This window comes from Pseudomonas tensinigenes, assembly GCF_014268445.2.
GTDB lineage: Bacteria > Pseudomonadota > Gammaproteobacteria > Pseudomonadales > Pseudomonadaceae > Aquipseudomonas > Aquipseudomonas tensinigenes.
Genome location: NZ_CP077089.1, coordinates 5,252,584 through 5,274,459, shown reverse-complemented (window position 1 = coordinate 5,274,459; position 21,876 = coordinate 5,252,584). Strand labels below are relative to the sequence as shown.

Annotated in this window: 23 protein-coding genes and 2 pseudogenes; 10 read left to right on the top strand and 15 right to left on the bottom strand. The window is 56.4% G+C overall.

Going from position 1 to position 21,876, the window contains the following annotated elements:
- Positions 1-194: 194 nt before the first annotated feature.
- Positions 195-1,217, bottom strand: a complete 1,023-nt coding sequence (locus tag HU718_RS23425; RefSeq protein WP_095121237.1) for a transporter — start codon at positions 1,215-1,217, stop codon at positions 195-197.
- A 276-nt stretch (positions 1,218-1,493) separates the two neighbouring features.
- Between HU718_RS23425 and HU718_RS23420 the strand changes: the two genes are divergently transcribed.
- Positions 1,494-3,116, top strand: a complete 1,623-nt coding sequence (locus HU718_RS23420; RefSeq protein WP_186614551.1) for a methyl-accepting chemotaxis protein — start codon at positions 1,494-1,496, stop codon at positions 3,114-3,116.
- 110 nt (positions 3,117-3,226) lie between these two features.
- A complete protein-coding gene (locus HU718_RS23415; RefSeq protein ID WP_180698604.1) occupies positions 3,227-3,673 on the top strand; it encodes a hypothetical protein in 447 nt (148 codons plus the stop codon).
- Between the two features lie 312 nt (positions 3,674-3,985).
- Here the strand turns inward: HU718_RS23415 and HU718_RS23410 are convergent, their stop codons facing one another.
- Both HU718_RS23410 and HU718_RS23405 read right to left on the bottom strand, forming a co-directional pair.
- Positions 3,986-4,291 carry a PepSY domain-containing protein gene (locus HU718_RS23410; RefSeq protein WP_007917758.1) on the bottom strand — a complete coding sequence of 102 codons (306 nt, stop codon included), beginning with the start codon at positions 4,289-4,291 and terminating at the stop codon, positions 3,986-3,988.
- A 162-nt stretch (positions 4,292-4,453) separates the two neighbouring features.
- Positions 4,454-5,581 carry a glycerophosphodiester phosphodiesterase gene (locus HU718_RS23405; RefSeq protein ID WP_186614553.1) on the bottom strand — a complete coding sequence of 376 codons (1,128 nt, stop codon included), beginning with the start codon at positions 5,579-5,581 and terminating at the stop codon, positions 4,454-4,456.
- A 221-nt stretch (positions 5,582-5,802) separates the two neighbouring features.
- On the opposite strand from HU718_RS23405, the gene HU718_RS23400 reads away from it, so the two are divergent.
- On the top strand, positions 5,803-6,129 hold the full coding sequence (locus tag HU718_RS23400) for a DUF2025 family protein (RefSeq protein WP_110718768.1): 327 nt from the start codon (positions 5,803-5,805) through the stop codon (positions 6,127-6,129).
- A gap of 125 nt (positions 6,130-6,254) precedes the next feature.
- Here the strand turns inward: HU718_RS23400 and HU718_RS23395 are convergent, their stop codons facing one another.
- On the bottom strand, positions 6,255-6,560 hold the full coding sequence (locus tag HU718_RS23395) for an antibiotic biosynthesis monooxygenase family protein (RefSeq protein WP_186614555.1): 306 nt from the start codon (positions 6,558-6,560) through the stop codon (positions 6,255-6,257).
- Positions 6,560-7,264, bottom strand: a complete 705-nt coding sequence (locus HU718_RS23390) for a CTP synthase C-terminal region-related (seleno)protein (RefSeq protein ID WP_186614557.1) — start codon at positions 7,262-7,264, stop codon at positions 6,560-6,562. Before HU718_RS23390 ends, HU718_RS23395 begins: the two co-directional genes overlap by 1 nt.
- Before the next feature lie 15 nt (positions 7,265-7,279).
- On the opposite strand from HU718_RS23390, the gene HU718_RS23385 reads away from it, so the two are divergent.
- Positions 7,280-8,221 carry a LysR family transcriptional regulator gene (locus HU718_RS23385; protein WP_186614559.1) on the top strand — a complete coding sequence of 314 codons (942 nt, stop codon included), beginning with the start codon at positions 7,280-7,282 and terminating at the stop codon, positions 8,219-8,221.
- Here HU718_RS23385 and HU718_RS23380 read toward each other — a convergent pair whose 3' ends face one another.
- The 4 genes and pseudogenes from HU718_RS23380 to HU718_RS23370 all read right to left on the bottom strand — a co-directional run bounded on the left by HU718_RS23380 (position 8,222) and on the right by HU718_RS23370 (position 11,351).
- Positions 8,222-8,755 (bottom strand): DUF1003 domain-containing protein, encoded by a 534-nt coding sequence (locus HU718_RS23380; RefSeq protein WP_110718764.1) that lies wholly within the window; start codon positions 8,753-8,755, stop codon positions 8,222-8,224.
- Between the two features lie 187 nt (positions 8,756-8,942).
- Positions 8,943-9,380, bottom strand: a pseudogene (locus HU718_RS30055) (methyl-accepting chemotaxis protein); the annotation flags it as partial.
- Positions 9,381-9,488: 108 nt separating this feature from the next.
- Positions 9,489-10,172: pseudogene (locus HU718_RS30050) on the bottom strand (PAS domain-containing protein); the annotation flags it as partial.
- 570 nt (positions 10,173-10,742) lie between these two features.
- A complete protein-coding gene (locus HU718_RS23370; RefSeq protein WP_137218991.1) occupies positions 10,743-11,351 on the bottom strand; it encodes a TetR/AcrR family transcriptional regulator in 609 nt (202 codons plus the stop codon).
- A gap of 215 nt (positions 11,352-11,566) precedes the next feature.
- Here HU718_RS23370 and HU718_RS23365 point away from each other — a divergent pair, with 215 nt between their 5' ends.
- Positions 11,567-12,622, top strand: coding sequence for an MBL fold metallo-hydrolase (locus tag HU718_RS23365; RefSeq protein WP_186614561.1), 1,056 nt, complete (start codon positions 11,567-11,569; stop codon positions 12,620-12,622).
- Positions 12,623-12,658: 36 nt separating this feature from the next.
- On the opposite strand, the gene HU718_RS23360 is transcribed toward HU718_RS23365, so the two are convergent.
- Both HU718_RS23360 and HU718_RS23355 read right to left on the bottom strand, forming a co-directional pair.
- Complete coding sequence (locus HU718_RS23360; RefSeq protein WP_064387600.1) at positions 12,659-12,976, bottom strand: helix-turn-helix domain-containing protein; 318 nt, start codon at positions 12,974-12,976, stop codon at positions 12,659-12,661.
- Positions 12,977-13,069: 93 nt separating this feature from the next.
- Positions 13,070-13,837 (bottom strand): AraC family transcriptional regulator, encoded by a 768-nt coding sequence (locus HU718_RS23355; protein ID WP_186614563.1) that lies wholly within the window; start codon positions 13,835-13,837, stop codon positions 13,070-13,072.
- 112 nt (positions 13,838-13,949) lie between these two features.
- On the opposite strand from HU718_RS23355, the gene HU718_RS23350 reads away from it, so the two are divergent.
- The 3 genes from HU718_RS23350 (at position 13,950) to HU718_RS23340 (ending at position 16,839) form a co-directional block, all read left to right on the top strand.
- The gene (locus HU718_RS23350) at positions 13,950-14,765 is read left to right on the top strand and encodes a sulfite exporter TauE/SafE family protein (RefSeq protein ID WP_186614565.1); all 816 of its coding nucleotides are present in this window, start codon (positions 13,950-13,952) and stop codon (positions 14,763-14,765) included.
- A gap of 77 nt (positions 14,766-14,842) precedes the next feature.
- Positions 14,843-15,562: a DUF6933 domain-containing protein gene (locus HU718_RS23345; protein WP_186614567.1), complete on the top strand. Its 720-nt coding sequence runs from the start codon at positions 14,843-14,845 to the stop codon at positions 15,560-15,562.
- A gap of 86 nt (positions 15,563-15,648) precedes the next feature.
- Complete coding sequence (locus HU718_RS23340) at positions 15,649-16,839, top strand: hypothetical protein (protein ID WP_186614569.1); 1,191 nt, start codon at positions 15,649-15,651, stop codon at positions 16,837-16,839.
- A 3-nt stretch (positions 16,840-16,842) separates the two neighbouring features.
- On the opposite strand, the gene HU718_RS23335 is transcribed toward HU718_RS23340, so the two are convergent.
- Positions 16,843-17,829, bottom strand: a complete 987-nt coding sequence (locus HU718_RS23335) for a hypothetical protein (RefSeq protein WP_186614571.1) — start codon at positions 17,827-17,829, stop codon at positions 16,843-16,845.
- 171 nt (positions 17,830-18,000) lie between these two features.
- On the opposite strand from HU718_RS23335, the gene HU718_RS23330 reads away from it, so the two are divergent.
- Positions 18,001-19,098, top strand: coding sequence for an HNH endonuclease (locus tag HU718_RS23330; RefSeq protein WP_186614573.1), 1,098 nt, complete (start codon positions 18,001-18,003; stop codon positions 19,096-19,098).
- Here the strand turns inward: HU718_RS23330 and HU718_RS23325 are convergent.
- Positions 19,095-19,652: a BRO-N domain-containing protein gene (locus tag HU718_RS23325; RefSeq protein WP_186614703.1), complete on the bottom strand. Its 558-nt coding sequence runs from the start codon at positions 19,650-19,652 to the stop codon at positions 19,095-19,097. The two genes, HU718_RS23330 and HU718_RS23325, sit on opposite strands and share 4 nt — an antisense overlap.
- Positions 19,653-20,053: 401 nt before the next feature.
- Here HU718_RS23325 and HU718_RS23320 point away from each other — a divergent pair, with 401 nt between their 5' ends.
- Positions 20,054-20,881, top strand: coding sequence for a hypothetical protein (locus HU718_RS23320; RefSeq protein WP_186614575.1), 828 nt, complete (start codon positions 20,054-20,056; stop codon positions 20,879-20,881).
- 97 nt (positions 20,882-20,978) lie between these two features.
- On the opposite strand, the gene HU718_RS23315 is transcribed toward HU718_RS23320, so the two are convergent.
- Both HU718_RS23315 and HU718_RS23310 read right to left on the bottom strand, forming a co-directional pair.
- A complete protein-coding gene (locus tag HU718_RS23315) occupies positions 20,979-21,137 on the bottom strand; it encodes a hypothetical protein (protein WP_186614577.1) in 159 nt (52 codons plus the stop codon).
- Positions 21,134-21,817 carry a hypothetical protein gene (locus tag HU718_RS23310; protein WP_186614579.1) on the bottom strand — a complete coding sequence of 228 codons (684 nt, stop codon included), beginning with the start codon at positions 21,815-21,817 and terminating at the stop codon, positions 21,134-21,136. The genes HU718_RS23315 and HU718_RS23310 overlap by 4 nt, the downstream gene beginning before the upstream one ends.
- Between the last annotated feature and the right edge of the window lie 59 nt (positions 21,818-21,876).

The window sequence follows — 21,876 nt, the reverse complement described above, 5'->3', positions numbered from 1 at the left end:
TTACAGAGAGACTGCGATAGATCAGTGTTTGGCCGAATAGCCTGACCGTCGGTCTTAAGGCCGATGAGGTCCCCTGTGGGAGCGAGCCTGCTCGCGAAGAGGGAGTGTCAGTCACCATCATTGTTGAATGACAGATCGCTTTCGCGAGCAGGCTCGCTCCCACATTGGATCTGCGGTGCTAGCGCATTTTGTGGTCAGTAATCGCCTCTTTTGCGAAACGCCCAACGCCCGGCAATCACGGTAAACGTCGCCACCAGCGCGACCAGAATCCAGAACCCTTCCGGATCCTGCGACAACGGCACGCCACCCACATTCATCCCGAAAAAACCGGCAATGATGTTGATCGGCAACGCGAGCACAGTCACCACCGTCAGAGTAAACAGCGTGCGGTTGCTCTGCTCGTTGAGGTTGGCGGCGATCTCTTCCTGGAGCAGTTTGATCCGCTCGCCCAGCGCAGTGAGGTCGTTGATGATCAGCGCAAACTCCTCGGTGGATTTGCGCAGCTCCTTGACGTCCTCCTTCTGCAACCATGGCGGCGGCCGATTGAGCAGACGCAGCAGCGAACCCGGCTCCAGCGCCAGCAGCCGTTGCAAACGCACTAGCACGCGCCGGTTGGCACCCAGTTCGGCGCGGTTGGTCGACAGCCGTGAGGAGAGCAATTCGTCCTCGACCTGATCAACGCTCAGGCTGGTCTTGCGCACGATTTGCGTGAGCACTTCGCCTTGATCGCGCAGCAGATGCACAAGCAACTCCGAGGGCGAACGAAAGCGCTCGCCGGCCTTCACTGACGAGCGCAATTTATCCACCGAGTGCAGCGGTTGCAAACGCGCACTGACGATCAGTTTGCTGCGCACACAGACCCACAGCGTCGACACGTCCGAGGAGACCATGCTGCTGAGGTTGAACACCACATCGTTGACCACCGCCAGCAATGCCGAATCGACATGCTCGATACGTGTCGAACGCGAGCCTTCGTGCAGCGCCTCGAAAAACTCTTCGGGCAATTGCAGATGACTTTTCATCCAGCGTTCGCACGCCGCGTGGGCCAGGTTCAGGTGCAGCCAAAGGAATTCACCGCTGTCGCTGTCGTCCTGCAAACAGCGCAATGCCGTCGCCGAATCGACTTCGCGGCCACGTTCGCCGGGCAGGAAACGGAAGCCGTAGAGCAGGCCAAAAAGATCAGGATCGCGATGACTGATGTCGAGGCTGTGGTTCATGAAGGCTCGCTGCGAGGAGGGCATCCGGGGCGGGTTTTACAGATTCACCTGAGCCGCATCATCGCAATGTCACATGACGTTTGTGTGACAGCAAAGTGACGTCAAATCAGCGACTTACCGGTGGTCTGATTTTCTTCAAGAAACGCTCTGGCGCGCCGATCACAGGTGCGTTAGGTTGCGCGCCATTGGCCATGAGCCAAGGCTCGCCGACAAGGATGTCCGGCACAATTTCACGCCTTACCGGGCGTGCCTCATCCTTGTCCTGAGTATCTTTCGATGCTGCAAAAATCCCTGAGAGCGCAAATTCTCGCTCTGCTGAGCGGCAGCCTGCTGGCGGTGCTGTTGATTGCCCTGGCGTGTTTTCATTTCCTGTCCAACGGCGTGCAAAGCTACAGCCAATTGATCGCCGGTCCCCTGCACACTTCGCAACTGATCGACGAAGCCAACCTGCAATTCAAGGTGCAGGTGCAGGAGTGGAAAAACGTGTTGTTGCGCGGCAAGCAACCGGCGGATCTGGCCAAGTATTGGGGTCAGTTCGAAGATCGCCAGCGCGATGTGCAGAAGATCCTCGGAGAACTGGCCGGGCAGAAAGGCATCGAGCCCAGTCTGAAATCGCGCATCGAACATTTGCGTGAAGAACACCGCCAGTTGGGTAGCGCTTATCTGAAGGGACGCGATGCCTACGTGGCTGCCGGTGGTGATCCGACGGTGGGTGACGCGGCGGTCAAAGGCGTCGACCGCGCCGCCAGCGATCAGATGAGCGAGCTGGTCGCCGAGTTGCGCAAGCAAGGCACCGCGCAGTCGGCGCTGATCAGTGCCGAGGCTGATCGCACCGTATGGCTGGGGCTGCTGGTGATGCTCGCGTCGGGTCTGCTGATCGGCCTGTTGAGCCTGTGGCTGGTCAACCGCAACCTGGTCGAGCCGATCCGCAAACTCATCGATTACGTCACCCAATTGAGCCGCGGCAAACTGGCCGAACGTGTGGTCAGTGACCGCCAGGACGAGCTGGGCAATCTTGCCGCGGCGGCCAACACCCTGCGTGATTTTCTCGCCGAAACCTTCACCCGTCTGCAGCGCAGCGCGAGTGATCTGGACAGCGCCAGCGGTGAGTTGAACGCGATCGCCACGACCATGGCTGGCGGCACCAACGAGCAGTTCAACCGCACCGATCAAGTCGCCACGGCGATGAACGAAATGTCCGCCACTGCGCAGGAAGTGGCGCGTCACGCTGCCGATGCTGCGCGTGCTGCCGACGATGCCGACCAGTCCGCCCAACAGGGTGAAAAGGTCATGCAGAGCACCATCCACTCGATCACGCAGATGCGCGGTGAAATCGCCAACACCGCCACGGTGATCCGTCGTCTGGAAGCCGACAGCGGTCGTATCGGCAAAGTGCTGGAAGTGATTCGTGGCATCGCCGAACAGACCAACCTGCTGGCGCTCAACGCTGCGATCGAAGCGGCGCGCGCCGGTGAAGCCGGGCGTGGTTTTGCCGTGGTTGCCGATGAAGTGCGCAACCTCGCACAGCGCACGGCGGAGTCGATCATCGAGATCAATCAGATCATTCAGAGCGTGCAAACCGGTGCGGTGGACGCGGCGCAAGCCATCGACAGCGGCCAGACGCGCAGTGACGAAAGCGTTGAGCAGGTGACCCAGGCCGGCGCGATGCTGGAGCGTATCACTCACGCGGTGGAAGCGATTCGCGACATGAACCGTCAGATCGCTACCGCTGCGGAAGAGCAGACCTCGGTGGCCGAGGACATCTCGCGCAATCTCACCGAGATTACGTCGATTGCCAGCACCAACCTCGACAATGTGCAGCGCACCGAAAGTGCCAGCCAGAACCTGCATGGTCTGTCCGGGCAACTGAACGAGGTCACCGCGCGCCTGAGCGCCTGAGGCCATTGACTGTGTACCGGTTCGGATACCGAGTCGGTACACAGTCGATCTCAATTACCTGCGGCCGTGGTCGATGACCGGTTATCTATCACCGGCATTGGAGCCTTTCCATGGTCAGCATTACTTCTGTTTCGATCAATCAGACCGTCACGACACCCACCAGTAAAACGTCGATCAGTGACGTTGGTGACGACACGTCTACCTCAGCAACCGCCAGCACGGGTGCGACTGCCGATACCGGTAAAGTCGCCGCCGGTGGTGGTGCCGCTCCGGCGGGTGACAGCGGTTCCAGCAGCAGCGAGGAGTCGGATTCGGTGAAAGAACTGCGCAAGCAGATTGCCGAGTTGCAGAAGCAATTGCAGGAACAGCAACAGGCGTTGCAAGCGGCGCAGGCGAAGCAGGAAAGTTCGGATGCGAAGGTCGCCGAAGTGGCTGCCGCACAAGCGCAGATCACTGCCACCTCGGCCTCCCTGTCCACCGCCACCGCCTCGCTGTTGCAGGCGTTGCAGGATTCCGATTCGAGCACCTCGGGTTCGCTGGTCAGCACCTCGGCGTGATGCCTTTTCCCCTCACCCTAGCCCTCTCCCAGAGGGAGAGGGGACTGACCGTGGTGACTATTCGAGGTACGCCGACCTGAAATATCGAGGCGCACTCAGGTCCTTGTTGTTTTCCTGATCGGCTGCAAGATTGCGAGGCTAACCCAGGTCTTGAATGACCCCCGATCGGCTCCCTTTCCCCTCGCCCCCTTGGGGGAGAGGGCTGGGGTGAGGGGGAGAAAATCTCACTGACAACACATCAACCATGCCAAACACCAGACACAAAAAAGCCGCACGATCTTTCAATCGTGCGGCTTTTGGTGGTGCGTTCAATCAAGTGTCTTGCTTGTTGCTCAACACCTTGCCGGTCGTTGCATCAAAGTCCACATCGAACTCTTTGCCATCAGCAGTCTTCAATTCAACTTCATACTCATAACCATTGAAGTGGTTATCCAGATCCGTGTCAGTGATAGTCGCACCCGGATGCAGTTTCAGTGCTTCGGCGTTCATCGACTCCAGCGACTTGATCTTGCCCGACTTAACCAGTTCAGGAATCTGGTCAACGCGAACATCAGCCTGGGCCAGGCCAGCGGTAAGAGTCAGGGCAGCGGCGGTAAACAGGGCAGTCAAAGTTTTCATCGGTTCGTTCCTTGGGGTGATTCGTTTAAGTTGCCTCAGGTTAACCGGCACAACTTAACTCACCCTTAAAATCCCAAACCCAAACAAAACGGGCAAGCCCTGCACCTGCACAGAACCTGTGGGAGCGTGGCTTGCCCGCGATGAAGGCGCCTCGATTTCAGATCAGAAGCCGTTGTTCTTCAATACCTGATCAACACTGGCGGACGCCGGGCGTTTATAGAATTTCAACAGTTCGCTGGCACGGTTGGTAAAGATGCCGTCGACACCGGCCGCCATGACTTTCTCGAAGTCCACCGGCTCGTCGACAGTGTAGACGTGCACCAGCATGCCCTGGTCGTGGGTGTATTGGTTCATCCACGGTTGCACCAGATCCGAATAGCTCTGGTCGCCACCCTTGGTCAACTTCGCCGAAGGGCCGGTGCCGATCGCACCCTGGGCCTTGGCGTAATCCACCCATTGTTTGAATTCGGCTTCGGACTTCGGCTCTTGCTTGCCGTAGAAAACGTTTTTGTCTTTCTCGCCGGATTCGGCAAACGTCACTTTCGATTTCGGCTCGATGCTGCCTTCGCCCACCCACAACAGGAGGATTTTCGGCACTTGCGGCATTTCTTTTTCCAGCAGTTCGAGGCTGTTTTTCTCGAACGTCTGCAGGATCACTTTGCCTTTACCCTGACCAACACCCAGCGCACTTTTCGCCAGTTTCGAACCGGCCGGGCTCAGCCAGCCACGATCCTGGAGTTTTTCCTTGAGGTCTTTCTCTATCCCGGGAAACAGCTGCGGCTCTTTGGTCTCGATGTACAGGCCCGGCTTGTGTTGCGGGTTGGCCTGGGCGATGTCGATGATTTCATCGAGGGTCAGAATTTTCAGTCCGGCGTAGGACGGGCGGGCGCGATCCGGGTACTTGGCGTTGAACCAGCTACCGGCATCGAGGGTTTTCAGTTCGGCCATGGTAAACGCGGTGGCCGAACTGTCTTTACGCTCCGGAAACTTGGTGGCGACGTCGGTAGTGCGTTGCAGATTGTCGTCGTGCAGGGCGAACAGCACGCCGTCCTTGCTGCGCTGCAGGTCCATTTCCAGGTAATCGGCGCCCAGGTCGCGAGCCAGTTTGTAGGAGGCAGCGGTGGATTCCGGTGCATCGAAAGACGCGCCACGGTGGGCGATCACCGCCGGGTGCGGGATGCCGTTGGTGGCCGCGATCGCTTTCGGATCGGTGTGGCTGGCGGCGTGCGCGTGACCGAGGCCGAGCAGCAGGCTCAGGACCAGAGCGCTTTTGGTGAAAGTAGCGGGCATGTTCGAGTTCCTTTCGCAGGGCATTTTCAAAGACGTACCTTTTAACAACTGAAGCGCTCGGGTGCTATCGCAGGACCGACATAAACGTATTAAAAGCGATTTTTCCTGCACTTTTGTGGCGCGGTTTGCAGTACGCTTGCCCTCGGCAGACGCTCCGGCAGAGGGCGCGCCGCTCCGTTGCCCTGCGTGTAAACCATCGATCATTTTTCGTGAGGTTTACCATGCGCATCACCTCCCAACTCATCTGCCAGGCTGCTGACGATCTCAAGGGATTTGTTGGCCTTAACCGCAAGACCGGTCAGTACATCGTGCGCTTCAGCGAAGATTCGTTCGGCATGGACGTGGCGGATGACGGCATTATTCCTGTGAACGAATTCGTCTGGGCGCCGGCGACAGCGCAGACCATGACGCTTAAACGCGAGTTGATTCAGTTGTTGCTGGATCAGAATATTGATGACCGAATCAACATCACCGAGCCGTTGCGCGTTTATATGAGCAAGGTTGACGTGCCGGAGATTGAGGCGGTGCGGAGTCTGGTGCGGGGCTGAAGTTTTGCAGTGAGGGTGAGGGCCTCTTCGCGAGCAGGCTCGCTCCCACAGGGGAACCGTGGTGTTCACAAATCCCCTGTGGGAGCGAGCCTGCTCGCGAAGGCGGCCGCCAATGCGCCGCCATTTTATGGCCCGAACCGATACTCGCGTTCAACCTTGCACACCCGCGTATGAAATGCCGAATACCACTGTTCCCGCCCACGCTGCTGAATCAAGCGATGCTCAGGATGCTGCCGCCACGCCAGAATCGCCGCTTCGCTCTGCCAATACGACACCGTAATCCCGAAGCCACCCGCCCCTCGAACCGACTCCACCCCAAGAAACCCCGGCTGTTCACGCACCAACAAATCCATGCGCTCAGCCGCCTCGGCATAGCCGTTGTCACCCTCGGTTCGAGTCGACGTAAAAATCACCGCAAAGCAGGCAGCCATCAACGTGACTCCGCACAAGCTTCAACAAACGCGCGCACCAGCGGCGGCATCTGCCCTTTGAGCGCGGCACGTTCTGGCTGGAACAACGTAGCGACAAAGAAGCGGTGATCCTTGAGTTCAATCGCGCGCAAATCCCCTGACGAATCATGCCCCACGGCCTGTAGCCGATCGTTCAACAGTTCCCGTTCGAACAGCGGATTCACACCGAAGCGGCAGCGATAACCTTCACGAATCTGCGACGTTTCGTACGCCTTGGCGATCAACGAACCGAGCACCAAGTGAATGCTGTCCACCGCTTCTACCAGCGAACAGGTCAACGGCGTGAGTACCGCACGTTCAGATTCAGGTGACGTCTCACCATGCTCGGCATCCTCCCAACCCAGCACGTTGCGGGAAAATTCCAGCACCGCATGTTGAAAACCACCGCAGGTGCCGAGGAAAGGGCGCTGCTGTTCGCGGGCAAAACGGATCGCCCGCAATGCGCCGGCTTCACTTTTGTAAGGACTGGCGGGGACGCACCAGAAACCGTCGAACCGCTCGAGCGGCGTATCGGCGTGGATCTGCTCGGTGGGCAACCATTCGAATTGCACGTTGCGGTTGAGGTGTTCGGCGACCAGCCCGAGGGCGACGGGAATGGCTTGGTGAGCGGTGACCTGCGGGTCGTAATCGCCAATCAGGGCGATACGGATGGCGCTGTTTTCCATGGAGGTTCCCTGCGCTTGTTGATTGATGGCCTTCACTATAGATTGGCGTTCACGCACTCAACATTGGCGTTTGCCCAAGTGATCAATGCAGCGACGCACTATCAACTCGACTATCCCGATCTGGCCCTGATTCTCGCCTTGGTACGCGGCGGCTCTCTGGCTAGGGCGTCTCAACTGCTGAAGGTTGACGTGTCGACGGTGTTCCGCGCCGTGCGCCGTCTCGAAGCTGCGCTCGGCCAGCAACTGTTCGAAAAAAGCCGCGCCGGCTATTTACCGACAACTCTCGCGCAGACACTGGCCGAGCAAGCCGAACGCGCCGAACAGGCGCTGGAAGCCGCGCGCATCGGCGTGGAGCAGGGCGGTGAAGTGGTCAGCGGCACGGTGCGCCTGACCTGCACCGATTCGGTGTTGCAAGGTTTGCTGCTGCCGGCGCTGGCGCAGTTCATGCCCAATTACCCGGCACTGACCATTGAGCTAAGCACCTCCAACGATTTCGCCAACCTCAGTCGCCGCGATGCTGACATCGCCCTGCGCCTGACGCGGACACCGCCCGAGCATCTGGTCGGACGACAACTGGCGAAGATTTCCTACAGGGTCTGCGCCAGTGCGCGGTATCTGCAGAATGTCGATGCATCGGATCTGACGGCGCTGACGTGGATCGCCCCGGACGACTTTCTACCCGATCACCCAACCATCGCCTGGCGTCGTCAGCATCTACCCGGCGTCACCCCGGGCTATCGCTGCAACAGCATGTTGTCGGTGACAGAGCTGGTTCGCGCGGGCCTCGGCGTGGCGGCGTTACCGGACTTTCTGATTACCGAGGGTGTGCAGGCGTTGAGCGAGCCGCTGCATGGTTATGACACCGCGCTGTGGCTGCTGACCCGCCCGGATTGCCGGGCGTTGCGCTCGGTGGTGACGTTGTTCGATGAGTTGGGGCGGGCGCTGCGTTTGCCGTGATCAGCGCTGCGGGTTCTGGCGCATGTGATCGTGCAACTCGCTGGTCAGGCTGGCGATGCGTTCGGTGAGGTTTTTGGTCATCTCGGTGAGGCGGGTGTTCTGCTCCAGCAGCTCAAGCAGTTGCGCGGTGTTCTTCGCGGCTTGGGCCTGACGCTCGGTATTGGCCTGTGCCAGGTCTTCACGATGTAGTGCGTCGGCATCGGCCTGCGCCTTGTCGCGGGCAGCCTGGCGTGTTTGTGCGAGCAGAATCAGCGGCGCGGCGTAGGCCGATTGCAGGCTGAAAGCGAGGTTCAACAGGATAAACGGGTAGACGTCGAAGGTGGTCACGCCAAACACGTTGAGGCAGACCCAAAACAGCACAATCAGGGTTTGCGCGCCGAGAAACATCGGCGTGCCGAAGAACCGCGCAAACGCCTCGGCGCGCAGGGCGAAGGTGTCGTTGCCGAAGGTGGTGCTGAGGTGGGCGTGGGGGCGGTGGAAGCGCAGGTGATCGACCGGAGCTGTTTCAGGCGATGCGGGTTTTTCAGTGGTCATGGTGCACTCGGCAGGGCGTGGGACGTGTAGTCACTATAGCCCTGCGTTATGGCGACCGGCCCCTTCGCGAGCAAGCTCGCTCCCACAGGTAGCCGGGGTATTCACAAATATTGTGATCAACCTGACCCCTGTGGGAGCGAGCCTGCTCGCGAAGGCCACGACGCGGTCTGGCTGCCTTGTACAAGCCTTAACCCGGCGCCCGCTCATTGGCAAACATGCTCACCGCATCCACCGCCTCACTGGCGCCATCACGAATCTGCAGAATCACCGTCCCCGCCTGATTCGCCAACTCGACCCCTTCAGCCGCGCGCCCCCGGGTGCCTTCCATGCTCTTGATGGCTTGGCGGGTCTCGTTCTGGATCAAACCGATCATGCTGGAAATCTCCGCAGTCGAGCCGCTGGTTCGAGCCGCCAATTGCCGCACTTCGTCAGCGACCACGGCAAAACCGCGACCCTGTTCACCGGCGCGCGCTGCTTCGATCGCAGCGTTGAGCGCCAGCAGGTTGGTCTGGTCGGCAATCGCGCGGATCGTGTTGACGATGGCGGTGATCTGCTCGGAGCGTTCCCCCAGTTGTGCAATCAGCGTTGAAGACTCAGCAATGTCCTCGGCGATCTCGCGCATTTCACTGGCGGCCTGCTGGATCACCTGGGTGCCTTGCTCGGCGACTTTTCGCGTCGCCACGGAGATGTGATACGCCGCGCTGGCACTGCGCGCGTCCTGTTCGTGTTGCTCGACGCGGGTAGTCACGTCGGAGGCGAACTTCACCACTTTGCACAAGCGCCCGGCAGCGTCATAAACCGGGTTGTAGTTGGCTTCGAGCCATACGGTTTGCCCGCGTTTATCGACGCGTTCGAACTGACCCTGGAAAAGCTCGCCCTGGTTCAAGCGCCGCCAGAAATCTTCGTAGGCGCTGCTGTTGACCAGTGCCGGCGTGCAGAACAAACGGTGATGTTTACCTTTCAGCTCGGCGAGGGTGTAACCCATGCGCGTCAGAAAATTCTGATTGGCCGTGAGAATACTGCCGTCGAGGTTGAATTCGATGACCGCCATTGCCCGGTCAATCGCCTGCAACTTGGCGTTGGCTTCGCTTTCCTGCTGCACCTTGGCGGTCACGTCCATCGCGTACTTGACCACTTTTACTACGCGCCCCGAGGCATCCTTGATCGGGTTGTAACTGGCTTCCAGCCAGATTGGCTGGCCCTTGCCGTCGACCCGCTCAAACGTACCGGACTGAAACTGGCCATTTTTCAGGCGTGACCACAAATCAGTGTACTGAGCACTACGGCCGAACTCTGGCGTGCAAAAGCGTCGATGCGGTTGGCCGATCGCTTGTTCGGCGGTGTAACCCATAGTCTTGAGAAAGTTGTCATTGGCACGCAGCACCACGCCATCGAGGTCGAACTCGATCACCGCCATCGAGCGATTGATCGCATCGAGCAGGCCGGCTTGTTCGGTGAGGGTGCGCTGAAGATCGTCGATGACGGATTTGTGGCGATTGAAGAACATGTTCGCACTACTCTGGAAGTGGGGAGGATCGAGGATTCAGTCCCTATTTCCGCGCCGGCAGACCGAATGCGCGGACGGCATTCGGCAATGACTGCTCAATGCCAGTATTCCTTAGCTGGCAGATGGCTACTTATACAAAACTTCATAAACTTGTACAAGAGAGTAATTATTTGTAATTTTGTATAACTTTTCGGGCATCGATGTTGTCCGTCGCGCCCTTGCTCAAGGCAACGCTGATGGTGTTGAGGCCCTTGTTTTTAGCGGTTTAGAGCGCTTTGTCGACATCGTTCAGCCAGTCGAGGGCATCCTTGTACAAGGATTTATAGCGCGCCAAACCGATACTAAGGCCCACTCGCAACTCCGGCACCTGCGGATGACAGCATGAATTCAATGCTTGACCCATCGCGCCATCAACCCTCCAGGCCTCATGCAGCGGCAACTGGCAGGGTCACGCAGAGCGGGTTACAGGAGACGGGCGGATTAGCGTTGATAGCAGGCGAGAAACATTTCCAGTGCCGATTCGGCGACGGTGTTCTGCATCTCGACATCGAGGGCTGCGCGGCCCATCGACATCTGTGGCCAGAAGCCAAAGGTTTTGAGCAACCCTTGGACCTGATGCGCGGCGAACTCCGGATCGACCGCTTTCAGTCGACCGTCAGCCTGCGCGGCGCGAATCCACACGGTCAGGCCTTCCTCGCGTTCACCCATTCGCTCGACCATGTTCTGCGCGCGCTCCGGCGAATGAATGGTCGCAGCAATTGCCACTCGGGCCAGGGTCAGAAAGTTTTCGTCGGCCATCAACTGCACTTTGGCCTGAAGCATTTGCCGCAACTGATCACGTAGAGGCTGATCGCGGTTATAGACGACCGATTGCTCAGCGCTGATTCGTGCCCACAACTGGTTGAGAATTTCGGCGAACAGCTCTTCTTTGCTGGGGAAATGGTTGTACACCGTGCGCTTGGATACACCGGCGGTGGCCGCGATTTTGTCCATGCTGGTGACTTCGAAACCGTTGGCACGGAATTCAGTAATCGCCGCTTGAATAATGGCTTCGCGTTTACGGTCGGTGAGGCGTTGTGGAGCTGTCATGAGTAAGCTTCGGCAGGGAAAAGATGAAATTACACTTGGAAGTTTACTTGTCATCCGCTTTGATGCAACCTAGAAACTACACCGATCAGTGTAATGTTGCGTTAATCCTCGCAACTTAAAAAGCAGAAGTTCGGCCTATGCGTGCAGCTTTGGCCATTTATCGTCCCACCGTGGAAAAACCGCGAATTGCGCGGTTTTTCTGGAGTCATTCAGTCATGGCCAATCCAGTTTCGATCCCGGATCACACATCCACGCCTGAAGCCTCGCGGCAGCATCAGGGGCTGTTTCGCAATCACGCACCCGTGCAGCGCGAAGGCGTACGCAAAATGCTGCGGATCATGTGGAACATGATATTCCACAAACCGCGCAACACCCGGCCCGCCGCGCCTATCCCGGTGCAAGCGTTGACCCGGGAAGAACTGCTGGCAGCGCCCAATCACAGCGTCTTTCGCCTCGGTCACTCGACCCTGTTGCTGAAACTGCGCGACAAATTCTTCATCACCGACCCGGTCTTCGCCGAGCGCGCCTCGCCGGTGCAGTGGGCCGGGCCGAAACGCTTCCACCAGCCACCGATCAGTATCGACCAGTTGCCGCCGATCGAAGCGGTCATCCTGTCGCACAACCATTACGACCACCTCGATTACCAGGCCGTGCTCAGACTGGCCGCCAAGACCAACCTGTTCCTGACCCCGCTGGGCGTCGGCGACACCCTGATCAAATGGGGCATCGATGCCAGCAAAGTCCGCCAGTACGACTGGTGGCAGGGCGCCGAGATTGCCGGCATCCGTTTCGTCGCCACACCGTCGCAACACTTTTCCGGCCGTGGCTTGTTCGATGGCAACAGCTCACTGTGGGCGTCCTGGGTGATGATCGACGGCGACACCCGAATCTTCTTCAGCGGCGACAGCGGCTACTTTGACGGCTTCAAACGCATCGGCGAACAGTACGGCCCGTTCGACCTGACCCTGATGGAAACCGGCGCCTACAACGTCGAATGGCCGCACGTGCACATGCAGCCCGAAGAAACCCTGCAAGCGCACATCGACCTAAAGGGCCGCTGGCTCTTCCCGATCCACAACGGCACCTTCGACCTGGCCATGCACGCCTGGCACGAACCGTTTGACCGGATTCTGGCACTGGCGTGGGAACGCAGTATTTCGATTACCACGCCGCAGATGGGTGAGGCGTTTAACATCGCCCAACCGCAACGCGGGGAGGCGTGGTGGTTGGCGGTTGAAGGGGAGAGTGAGGCGGTGGTGCAGAGCGCCTGATAGCTCGCCCAGTTCGCCCCTTCGGGGGCGATTGTCTTACTCAGCCATCGCAAAATCCCCACGCCCCATCGCTTCCGATGACACGCCCTGAACACTCGCACTACGCCCCGGTGCAAACCCGGGAAAGAACACCAGCCCCTGCGCCTCGAACCGGTAAGCCAGGGCCAGTCGCGCCGCATCCGCTACGTCCTGCTGCGCCTCAAACCGATGAATGTCTTCAACCGAAACCTCAGCCTCCCGCGATAGCTGTTCCACGCTCCAGCCCAGCATCGCTCGGGCCTGGACGCAGTGCGTCGGGGTGAACTGGAAAAGGGCAATGCGTTCGAGGATGTGGTTCATCGCAAGAGAGGCCATGGTGTGCTCCGGGCTCAAGAGTGCTGATTGAAAATGTACTGTGTTTTTGTACAGTTGTTTTCGGCCGGGATCAAACGCATTTTTTGATTTGCCCTAATTCGCCGCCTCCAACCAGACGGACGGTGCCTGCCCGAGGATCCGCCGGAACATCGTCGAGAACGCCGCCGGGCTTTCATAACCGAAGTCCAGCGCGATGCGCGTCACCGCTTCACCCGCGGCCAGTCGCGCCAGCGCCAGAACCACGCAGGCCTGCTGCCGCCATTGCCTGAAACTCAATCCGGTCTGTTGCCGAAACATCCTGTTGAAGGTGCGCAAGCTTATGTGTAACTGCTCGGCCCACTGCTGTGGAGATTGATGGGCGTACGGCTGATGCAGAAAGGTCTGACACAGGGATAGGAGCTTTCCGTCAGTCGGTAGCGGAATGTGCAACGGCAGCGGCGCACTGCGCGTCAATTCATGCAGCAACAGATCAATCAACACACCATCGCGGCCTCCCAAATCATAGGTCAGCGGCACTTCCACCGCCTCCATCAGCAAATGCCGCATCAACGGCGACACACTGATCACCTGGCAGCGCTCGCCCAAATCCACTGTGCCCGGCTCGATATAGACACTGCGAGTGCTGACCCCGAGCATCAGCACCTCATGCGCCACCCCCGGCGGAATCCACACCGCCCGCTGCGGCGGCACTACCCAGTTACCGTCATGGGTGCTGACCTGCATCACACCGGTCGCGCCGTACAACAACTGCGCCCGCCGATGCGTGTGAAAGGGCAGCAAGTGACCGTGGGAATAATCCGTACCGATCGCCACCACCGCGCGCGGCGTGTCATCCAGCAGATTGATCGAAACATTGCGCATCTGGCGTTTCCCGGTGGTTGGCGTAAACGCAAGCATTATTGGCTGACTTGCTGAAGCGGGCCAAGCGATGCCGTTCTATCGTCGACCGCTCTCCCTCCACGGACGCTTCGACATGTTCTATTTACTGCTGACCCTCTTCGGCTGCCTGACCGGCATCACCGCCGTGCTGTTCGGCTTCGGCGGCGGCTTCGTTGTAGTGCCGCTGCTGTATCGGATGCTCAGCGCCAGCCACGGCGCCGACGACCCGATCGGCCAATCGGCGATGCACATCGCCGTCGCCACTTCAACCTGCGTGATGATCGTCAACGCCCTGATCGCCACCAACAAACACCGTCGCGCCGGCAATCTCATCCGTCATTACCTGTGGCCGCTGGGCGGGTTCATCGGGTTGGGCGCGGTCGTTGGCGCAATAGCGGCGGTGTGGGTCAGCGGCGAAGTGATTCGCTACGCGTTCATCGGCTACCTCGGCGTGACCATCATTGATTGCCTGCTGCGACGCGGCTTTCTCACTCAGAACGCAGACGTCATCCCACGCCGACTTGGCGCTACGGAAACTTCCGCAGGCGGTGTAGGCATCGGCGCCATCGCGACGTTTCTCGGTGTAGGAGGCAGCGTCATGACCGTGCCGCTATTGCGCCGTTGTGGATTGAGCATGTCGCAAGCGACGTCCATGGCCAATCCACTGAGCGTGCCGGTGGCAGTGGCCGGGACGCTGACGTACATGGCGTTGGCCGGGTTCAGTCAGGCTGACTTGGGCGCGTGGTTTGTCGGGTATGTGGATTTGCTGGCGTTTGCTGTGCTGACGGTTGGCTCGCTCATCGGGATTCGCTTGGCCACGCCATGGATCGGGCGGATACCAGACCAGGTGCATGCCTGGGTCTATATCGGGTTGCTGATTATTGTGCTGCTGTGCATTTCGCTTAAATGAATCATTGCCAGGTTACAGCGGAAGAAATCAAAATCGGTAACTGAGCGCCGTCCTCCAGCAACTACCAGAGAACCAGGATGTTGATCTTCAATTGCACCGAAGCCGCCAGTAAGTTTTTCAGCCGTATTCACAAAGGCAAAAAGATCACGCCGGTGGACACTAATCCGCCGTCCTCAATCATTGAAGATGATGAGTCGAACGGCGCTGATGAGCAGTGGCTGGTGCACGCGATAACGGTACAACGCAAGCACGTGCTGCTGGCCATTCACATAAAAACCCGCTATTGCCTGATTTTCGCTGATGCGAAAAAGGCTGACACAGAAGACTTTGTTGATCGATTTGTGGATCGTTGGGTCAAGGGGATAGTGATCAACGCCCATCATCATGACCTCGGGCAGTGGCTTAACCCGGAGTTGATGTTGGCGCGGCTGAAACAGACTTGTGAGCATCAACGGTTCTATCGACGTAGCCATCGCAGCGCGCAAAAACACATTGATGAAATTGCATGGATGTTCCAGGACAAGGTCGCCCATACGGGGTCTTTGCCACCGGATGACATCACTGCGATGGTATTTGACGAGCAAATGAATGACACGCCCAGGAACAGCAAGGGCGCCAAGTCTTACTACTTTCCGGATGAGGAAATGGCGCTTCACTGGCTGCGTCATTACTGCTTTCTTGATGACGTCCAGCTTCATGCTGCCAAGGAACGTCGCCAACAAATGGCTCGGGAAATTGCGGCGCTGGAGCACGAAGCCTGGCTTAAAAAGTACGAGCAAGAAAACTCGAATAGTTAAGCTGTCCCCGCCATAATCCGCAGCGTATTTTTCAGCGCCGGCGCCTGTGTGCCGACGCGTTCTCCGACTCCTTCAAGGATTGATTCATGCTCAAGGGACTGATGCGCCTGGCGCCATATGCCGCGGCGCTGTTCACACTGATTTCCACTGCCCATGCCGAAGATGGCCGGCGCGTATTTACCGGCACATTGGGCAAGACGGCGATTGTTGTTGAACTCAACACCACACAGCAGGACGAAGTCACCGGCCGCTATTTCTACGAGAAATATCACCGTGACCTAGCCCTCAGCGGCTCGCTACAAGACAGCACGTTGAACCTTGTTGAAGGCAATAACCGCTACGGTGACGACAAGCCGCTGCCGACCTTGAAGCTGGAAGAAACCGGCAGCGGCTGGCAGGGCGAATGGCAAAGTCCGCAGGGCAAAAAGCTGCCGGTGAAACTCACCGAGGCCAGACTTCCCGCGCCCACCTCGGCAACTTTACCTTTCATTGCCGCACTGCCATACGGCGAGCCTTACGAGTATTTGCGCCTGCAGGGACTCAAGCTCAAACCGGCGAAGAAAGACAACTTCATGGGCTATGACCTGCAATGGTGGACCGAGCCTGAGACAAAGATTTCGCTGTTCAGCGTGGAGTCCGGATTGTCGAAAGATGATCAGCAACGGGTTAACCAGCAGTTGCTCGGGCGCCTCTGGAATGAAGTCATCAGCTATCACGGCTGCCAATTACAGGGCGGGGAGAACGTGGAGTTCATGCAACAGGCAGAACCGAAAATGATCTCGCCAGCCGTGGTCAGCCTGAATATCTCGACCAGCTATTACTGCGGCGGCGCGCATCCCGACTTCGGCGATTCCCCGCTCAATATCGACGTGAAAACCGGCCACCCGCTGTCCCTCGAAGATGTGCTGTGGGTCGGAGAGGGCAAACCGCTGCTACATGCCGAGCGCGACAGCCTAGGCGACAAACCGCTGAGCAAGGACGAAAGTAACGCGCGCTATCAGTACGTAAGCAAAGAGTTGGTACCTTGGGTAATCAAGCAATTCACCGCCCTGTACCCCACAGAAATGAAGAAACCGACGGGAGATGACGACTGCAACTTCCAGGATGAGAGCATCTGGGGCACTTCACCTTGGTACTTCACCGAGAAGGGCTTGTACCTCGGCGCCTACTTCGCCCGCGTGCAACGCTCTTGCGATAGACCTGACTGGTCGATCCTGCCTTACTCCGTCGTCAAACAACACCCCGGCGCCGTCAAACTGCAACTGCCCCAAGGCTAACCGTCACTCCAGCCCCGGCGCTTCACGAATAATGAAGTGATCCAGGTTCTCGATATTGGCATTGAAGACCTCGAAAGGCTTTTCGGGGTTCTTCTTGCCGGGCACCTGCTTCAACTCCGGCGTCACCCCATAGAAGAAACAGAACAACGCCTTGTCGCTATCCACCGCATGCTTGATCTCTTCCAGAAACGCCTTGCGCTTGCGGTAGTTGTCGATCAGCTTCTTGTTCAGATAAACGCTGACCGGATACGGCTTCTTCTTACTGTCCTCGGGCTTCTTGAACCAGACCTTGTCCTCGAAATCGATACGAAAACTGGCACTGTGGAAGTCCTCGATCTTCTTGATCCGCCCCCAGTAAATCAGCCCCTTGTTGTCCGTCAGATACTCAATCCTCTTGAAGAACGAACTGTACGGTGCCGAATGCTCGCCGACCTTCAACGGCATCCGCTTGAGCAACTCCTTGTCGGCGAAGTTGGAAACAAAACACTCCACCGGATGAGCAAACACACTGGTCTTGTCCGGTGCCGACTCACGACCCGCCGACTCTTTACCACTGTCCGCCGCCACCCGCACCGGATCATCCCGCAACACATCCGCCACCCCCGCTGGCGCGACAGGCTTGCGCACATACTCACGCCGGGTCAGCAATAACTCTGATGGAAAGTGTTCCTCACGCCCGTCATCCACCTCGCCATCCGCCGTCTCAACGCCAGACGCTGAAGCCTTCAAACTCACATACGGACAACCCGCCACATGCTGCGTAGTGGGCAGATTCTTGAAGTGCGGCGTGCGCACGTAATTCACGTTCTTGGCGTTGAGCGTGCCCAACTCGTTGGAAGCCTCGAACGTCGAACGACAGGCATCGTTGGGGCACTGGAAGTGCTCCTTCGCAGAGTCGAAGGCAACCGTCTCATCGAAATTGAGATCGCGAACGTCATAGATCGACAACTTGTCGTCGAGGCTGAGGCAGTAGGCGAGATCGAATTTCATGGTGGGGCTCGGATCCTTGAGTGGGGGGAGGGGTATTAATAGCGGGAAACGAATGATGGCGCACGCTTGAACAATTAGTGGCTCTTCGCTCTGTCACGTATTGAAACCCTTTTGCTGTTTGGCGACTATAGGAAATTTCCTACAGACGTTAGCGATAAAGGGGCAGCTCCCGTGGCGATCAAGGCGGTTTCGAAGGAACGAATAGTCAACGCGATGCTGGAGTTTGATAATAAATTCCGAGGCAAGCCTGATTGGAGGGATTGGGAAGATAACCAAGCTCACCGTTATGCCGTTCACGCGGGCGGTGAACTGTATCCAGCGAAGAAAATCGTCTCCTTGGCGACAGGAATTGCAGTCGGCGAATTTTCCGGGGGGCATCCGACTAACAGTTACCTAAAAAAGCGCGGTTTCAATATTGTGGAGTTGCCGCGTGGCGAAGGCGAGCCAGTGCTTCAGTTCACGCAGGGGGCTGTTTACGATCGAATAACAGAGATCAATGGACCTTTTGGCGGAAGCCGACAAAACGGCATCGCAAGCTCCAGAACCTACCCTGTGATTTTTTTGTTCACCGGCGATAGCGGTAAGCAATACGGGTATGCCGATGGATGGGAGGACGGTGCTTACCTTTACACCGGGCAAGGACAGCGCGGGCCGATGACTCTGACTAGCGGCAACCGAGCCATTGCCCAGCATGCCGTGGATGGCCGAGCGCTGCATATGTTCAGATCGCTCGGTAAGGGTGAAGGCTACGTTTACGAGGGCGAGTTTTCTTGTGCCGACATGTTTGAACGTACCCAGCCGGATGTGAACGGCGAAGCTCGGACGGCGATAGTTTTTCGGCTAGTTCCTGTGGGCCTTGCAAATGGCGTGATTGAGTCTGAGGTAGATGATGAGAACGAGGCTGACCTTCCTGGCTCTCTGGAGGCTGCGCGTTTGGTTGCGCTTGCTGCATGCAAGCCTGACAGTGATGATCTAAAACTATCTGCTCCGCGTAAGATTTATCAGCGCAGCCGAAAGGTTGCGCACTATGTGCTGATGCGTGCCCAGGGAGCATGCGAGAGCTGTCGCCGGCCTGCTCCTTTCATGAAAAAGGATGGCACGCCCTACTTAGAGCCTCATCATGTAAACCGTGTTTCCGATGGCGGTTTGGACCATCCACGTTACGTGGCGGCTGTGTGTCCAAGTTGCCACCGGGAAATTCATTCTGGAGCGCACGGAGCGTTGGTGAATGAGAGGCTAAAGCGACGGTTGGAAGTAATTGAAAGCTAAGAGCTCCAATCATTCATACACTTTCCGTATTTACGTTTCGATGATTGAAACGCCTGCGCGACTAGCCTCCATAAAGACTTGGGCCCGGTAACGCGGCGCTGCGGCGGATGACTCAACAGATAAGGCATGTCCCGCAGCCGAATCCAACTCTCATCCTGCCAATGCAACAGACTCAGAGACATCTCCGGCCAGTCCAACAAACTCAACATCGGCCGATCTGAATGGCCCGAGGGTTCTGCATCGCGCAAGGCCGGCACCACCTGATGAGTCAGCCACTCACGCAACAATCGATTTCCGGGCACGTAGTGATATACCAATAGCGCGTACACACCGGACTCGCTGAGCATCAGTTGCTTTTCGGGTTGCCGGAAATACTCGATCCACAAAACGCGACGCTGATCCTTGTCCAGTTTGTTGACCATGCGTTCGCTTAGATGGACACCCATCAAACGGCCGATATCGCGTGCGCAGAACCATGGTTGGTTTTCGAGTAGAAGTGCATGAAGAGCGAGGTTGTGGCGAGAGAAGACACTTGCAGAAAAAGGATCGGGCATATCCATGACCTCTACGTTTAGATTTTGGAGAACCTGGCCCCAACGTAGAGTGGACTGAAGAAATCCCAACGAGCAGGCAATCACCACCGACGACGTGTGCGTCTGTGGGTTGACCATGCTTTCTACGTTGGGCGTTTCTTAGGCACCTGCTGTAGAGCATAGAGGGGCCTGGAGAGCGTATCAATGGAGATACTGCTGTGTGTTGAGTAGGTAATTTAGCGTAGGGACGTAGGACGTAAGTGGCTGGTAAACCTTTCTTATTGGCGGGCGGCAAGACTGCAGACACAAATTTTTTTGAAAAAGGTCAATAAAATCCGAGGATGATCTATCGTTGGTAAGGTTGTGGCGTCTTGCCATTATTAAGTGGCGGTATTTTTTTGAATTCGTAACAGGGGACGTTGATGAAGCAGCGAGAGCAATTTGAGAATGGAATTCTAAGTGTTCGGTTTGTCGGTGAAGCATTAAATCAACATGGCGTTAGTATCTATGATCTAGGCGAGTCGCTGTTAGCGATACAAAGGATAGTGCATAAAGCTTTTTTAGCCCAGCAGGGGCGCTTGATGAAGGGAGCGTATCCAACTAAAGAGGAAAGGGAAGAGCTGGCGCTGCAATTAGGAGAGAGAAGGCGGCAATCAGATGCGTTTGCTCTGGTTCCTATATTGAGTGACCCAGCTGTACAAATGGTTTTGTTAAAATTGATGGATTATGTGGCATCGGGCTTAATAGGGTATTTTGTAGGTGATGTTGTTGATCGGATTCGGAAGGAACCTGATAAAAATAAAAAAATATTTATCGCGTCTATTTATAAAGAAGTGGAAGGGATCGCCATTCGCGTGGGTACTTCGGGCGGGGTGGAGTCCGTCGTTCTAGGCTCTCCTGTGCTCGAGCGCGAAACACTAGCGACTTTTGACTCTGATACCAAGCACTATCTCGCGGAGATTAAAGATGAAAATTATCTAGGTGGATACGAAGAGATCAAAGGTCGTGTCTATAAACTGTATCCGAATAGTAATATTGTAGGGATTCGTCGGGCCGGTGGTAAAACGGTGACGGTTTTCTTAAGTGAGAAGGATTTTGAGGTTGTTAGGTATTTGAAAGAAAAAAATCCGCTTTTTTTGTTTAAAGGACATCCTATTTATAGGCTAGGGGCGGAAACCAAAAGTATCACAGAGTTTGAGGCGGATGAAATAGAACGCATACATGAGGAGGATCCATTGGAGGGGATCTAATGTGATTGAATTCTAATTTGGGTGAGCGTTGTAGAGTGCTAATTTCTGTGGGAGAGCGTCTCAAAAGCATTGTGTTTCTGAGCGCTCTCCGCCTCGATTAGCTATTCTCAATTGGTTTGGTTTTTTTTGTGGTGTCATCTTCATTATTTTTTTCGGGGCGTTTAGGCCGCATGTCGTATGCTCCGTCTACGCTGCCTTTTTTGTCCCCATGTGTGGTTTTGCCAATGACGGTGGAGTTTGGTTTTTTAGTGGTCATTTCTTGTCTTCCTTCTTTTCTTCTTTTTTTGAATCTTTTTCAGTTTTGCTTGGTTTATTTGGTTTAAGGCTGGATGCGCCTGCAAAACTTTCCTTGCTAACTTGAAGGCTACTGCTTCTGCCACTAGGTTCTTTTTTCATCGTGTCCTCTTTTTTGTATTGAGATACGGCAGCCAATATTACGGTTAAAAGTATCCCGGCATAGAATGAGTTTGTTGCGGATGCGTCAAGCTTTCTCAAGGTAAGACTGATTTTTTTGACTTTTTCATTTTCGTCTTTGATGCTGGCGAGTATGTAATCACCATTTTTATCAAAGATTTTTATTATCGCGTAGGACGTATAAAGCAATGCTGCGCTGGCGGAAGTGATTAAAGTTGTTTGCCATGAGAGTTCGAAGGTTGAGTTTAAAAAGGTAATAATAAAGCCGAGGGTTGCGATGGAAAGTGTAAGTAGGGTTTTATCCTTTTCCATTTTTGTGTTGTAGAAAGAAGCGATAGATTGGCTTCTGAATTCTACGGCATGACTGTTATAAAGTTCCTCGGCACTAGTTTTTTCTTTTTGTGTATCTAATTCTTGTTCGCGCTTCAGTATTTCTTTTTCTCGCTTCTCTAAATCTAAAGATAAAAGAAATAATCTTGCCTCTTCTCGGCTGTTTCTTAGTTTTTCAACTGTGTTCTGCATTCTGTAGCCCCAAAAAAAACCCCGCTTTACAGCGGGGCTTAGATTTATTCGCTACCCTT

Excerpts from the sequence above, each read along its gene's own strand:
- HU718_RS23425 (WP_095121237.1), bottom strand. The coding sequence starts at position 1,217 with ATGAACCACAGCCTCGACATCAGTCATCGCGATCCTGATCTTTTTGGC.
- HU718_RS23420 (WP_186614551.1), top strand. The coding sequence starts at position 1,494 with ATGCTGCAAAAATCCCTGAGAGCGCAAATTCTCGCTCTGCTGAGCGGC.
- HU718_RS23415 (WP_180698604.1), top strand. The coding sequence starts at position 3,227 with ATGGTCAGCATTACTTCTGTTTCGATCAATCAGACCGTCACGACACCC.
- HU718_RS23410 (WP_007917758.1), bottom strand. The coding sequence starts at position 4,291 with ATGAAAACTTTGACTGCCCTGTTTACCGCCGCTGCCCTGACTCTTACC.
- HU718_RS23405 (WP_186614553.1), bottom strand. The coding sequence starts at position 5,581 with ATGCCCGCTACTTTCACCAAAAGCGCTCTGGTCCTGAGCCTGCTGCTC.
- HU718_RS23400 (WP_110718768.1), top strand. The coding sequence starts at position 5,803 with ATGCGCATCACCTCCCAACTCATCTGCCAGGCTGCTGACGATCTCAAG.
- HU718_RS23395 (WP_186614555.1), bottom strand. The coding sequence starts at position 6,560 with ATGGCTGCCTGCTTTGCGGTGATTTTTACGTCGACTCGAACCGAGGGT.
- HU718_RS23390 (WP_186614557.1), bottom strand. The coding sequence starts at position 7,264 with ATGGAAAACAGCGCCATCCGTATCGCCCTGATTGGCGATTACGACCCG.
- HU718_RS23380 (WP_110718764.1), bottom strand. The coding sequence starts at position 8,755 with ATGACCACTGAAAAACCCGCATCGCCTGAAACAGCTCCGGTCGATCAC.
- HU718_RS23370 (WP_137218991.1), bottom strand. The coding sequence starts at position 11,351 with ATGACAGCTCCACAACGCCTCACCGACCGTAAACGCGAAGCCATTATT.
- HU718_RS23365 (WP_186614561.1), top strand. The coding sequence starts at position 11,567 with ATGGCCAATCCAGTTTCGATCCCGGATCACACATCCACGCCTGAAGCC.
- HU718_RS23360 (WP_064387600.1), bottom strand. The coding sequence starts at position 12,976 with ATGGCCTCTCTTGCGATGAACCACATCCTCGAACGCATTGCCCTTTTC.
- HU718_RS23355 (WP_186614563.1), bottom strand. The coding sequence starts at position 13,837 with ATGCGCAATGTTTCGATCAATCTGCTGGATGACACGCCGCGCGCGGTG.
- HU718_RS23350 (WP_186614565.1), top strand. The coding sequence starts at position 13,950 with ATGTTCTATTTACTGCTGACCCTCTTCGGCTGCCTGACCGGCATCACC.
- HU718_RS23345 (WP_186614567.1), top strand. The coding sequence starts at position 14,843 with ATGTTGATCTTCAATTGCACCGAAGCCGCCAGTAAGTTTTTCAGCCGT.
- HU718_RS23340 (WP_186614569.1), top strand. The coding sequence starts at position 15,649 with ATGCTCAAGGGACTGATGCGCCTGGCGCCATATGCCGCGGCGCTGTTC.
- HU718_RS23335 (WP_186614571.1), bottom strand. The coding sequence starts at position 17,829 with ATGAAATTCGATCTCGCCTACTGCCTCAGCCTCGACGACAAGTTGTCG.
- HU718_RS23325 (WP_186614703.1), bottom strand. The coding sequence starts at position 19,652 with ATGCCCGATCCTTTTTCTGCAAGTGTCTTCTCTCGCCACAACCTCGCT.
- HU718_RS23320 (WP_186614575.1), top strand. The coding sequence starts at position 20,054 with ATGAAGCAGCGAGAGCAATTTGAGAATGGAATTCTAAGTGTTCGGTTT.
- HU718_RS23315 (WP_186614577.1), bottom strand. The coding sequence starts at position 21,137 with ATGACCACTAAAAAACCAAACTCCACCGTCATTGGCAAAACCACACAT.
- HU718_RS23310 (WP_186614579.1), bottom strand. The coding sequence starts at position 21,817 with ATGCAGAACACAGTTGAAAAACTAAGAAACAGCCGAGAAGAGGCAAGA.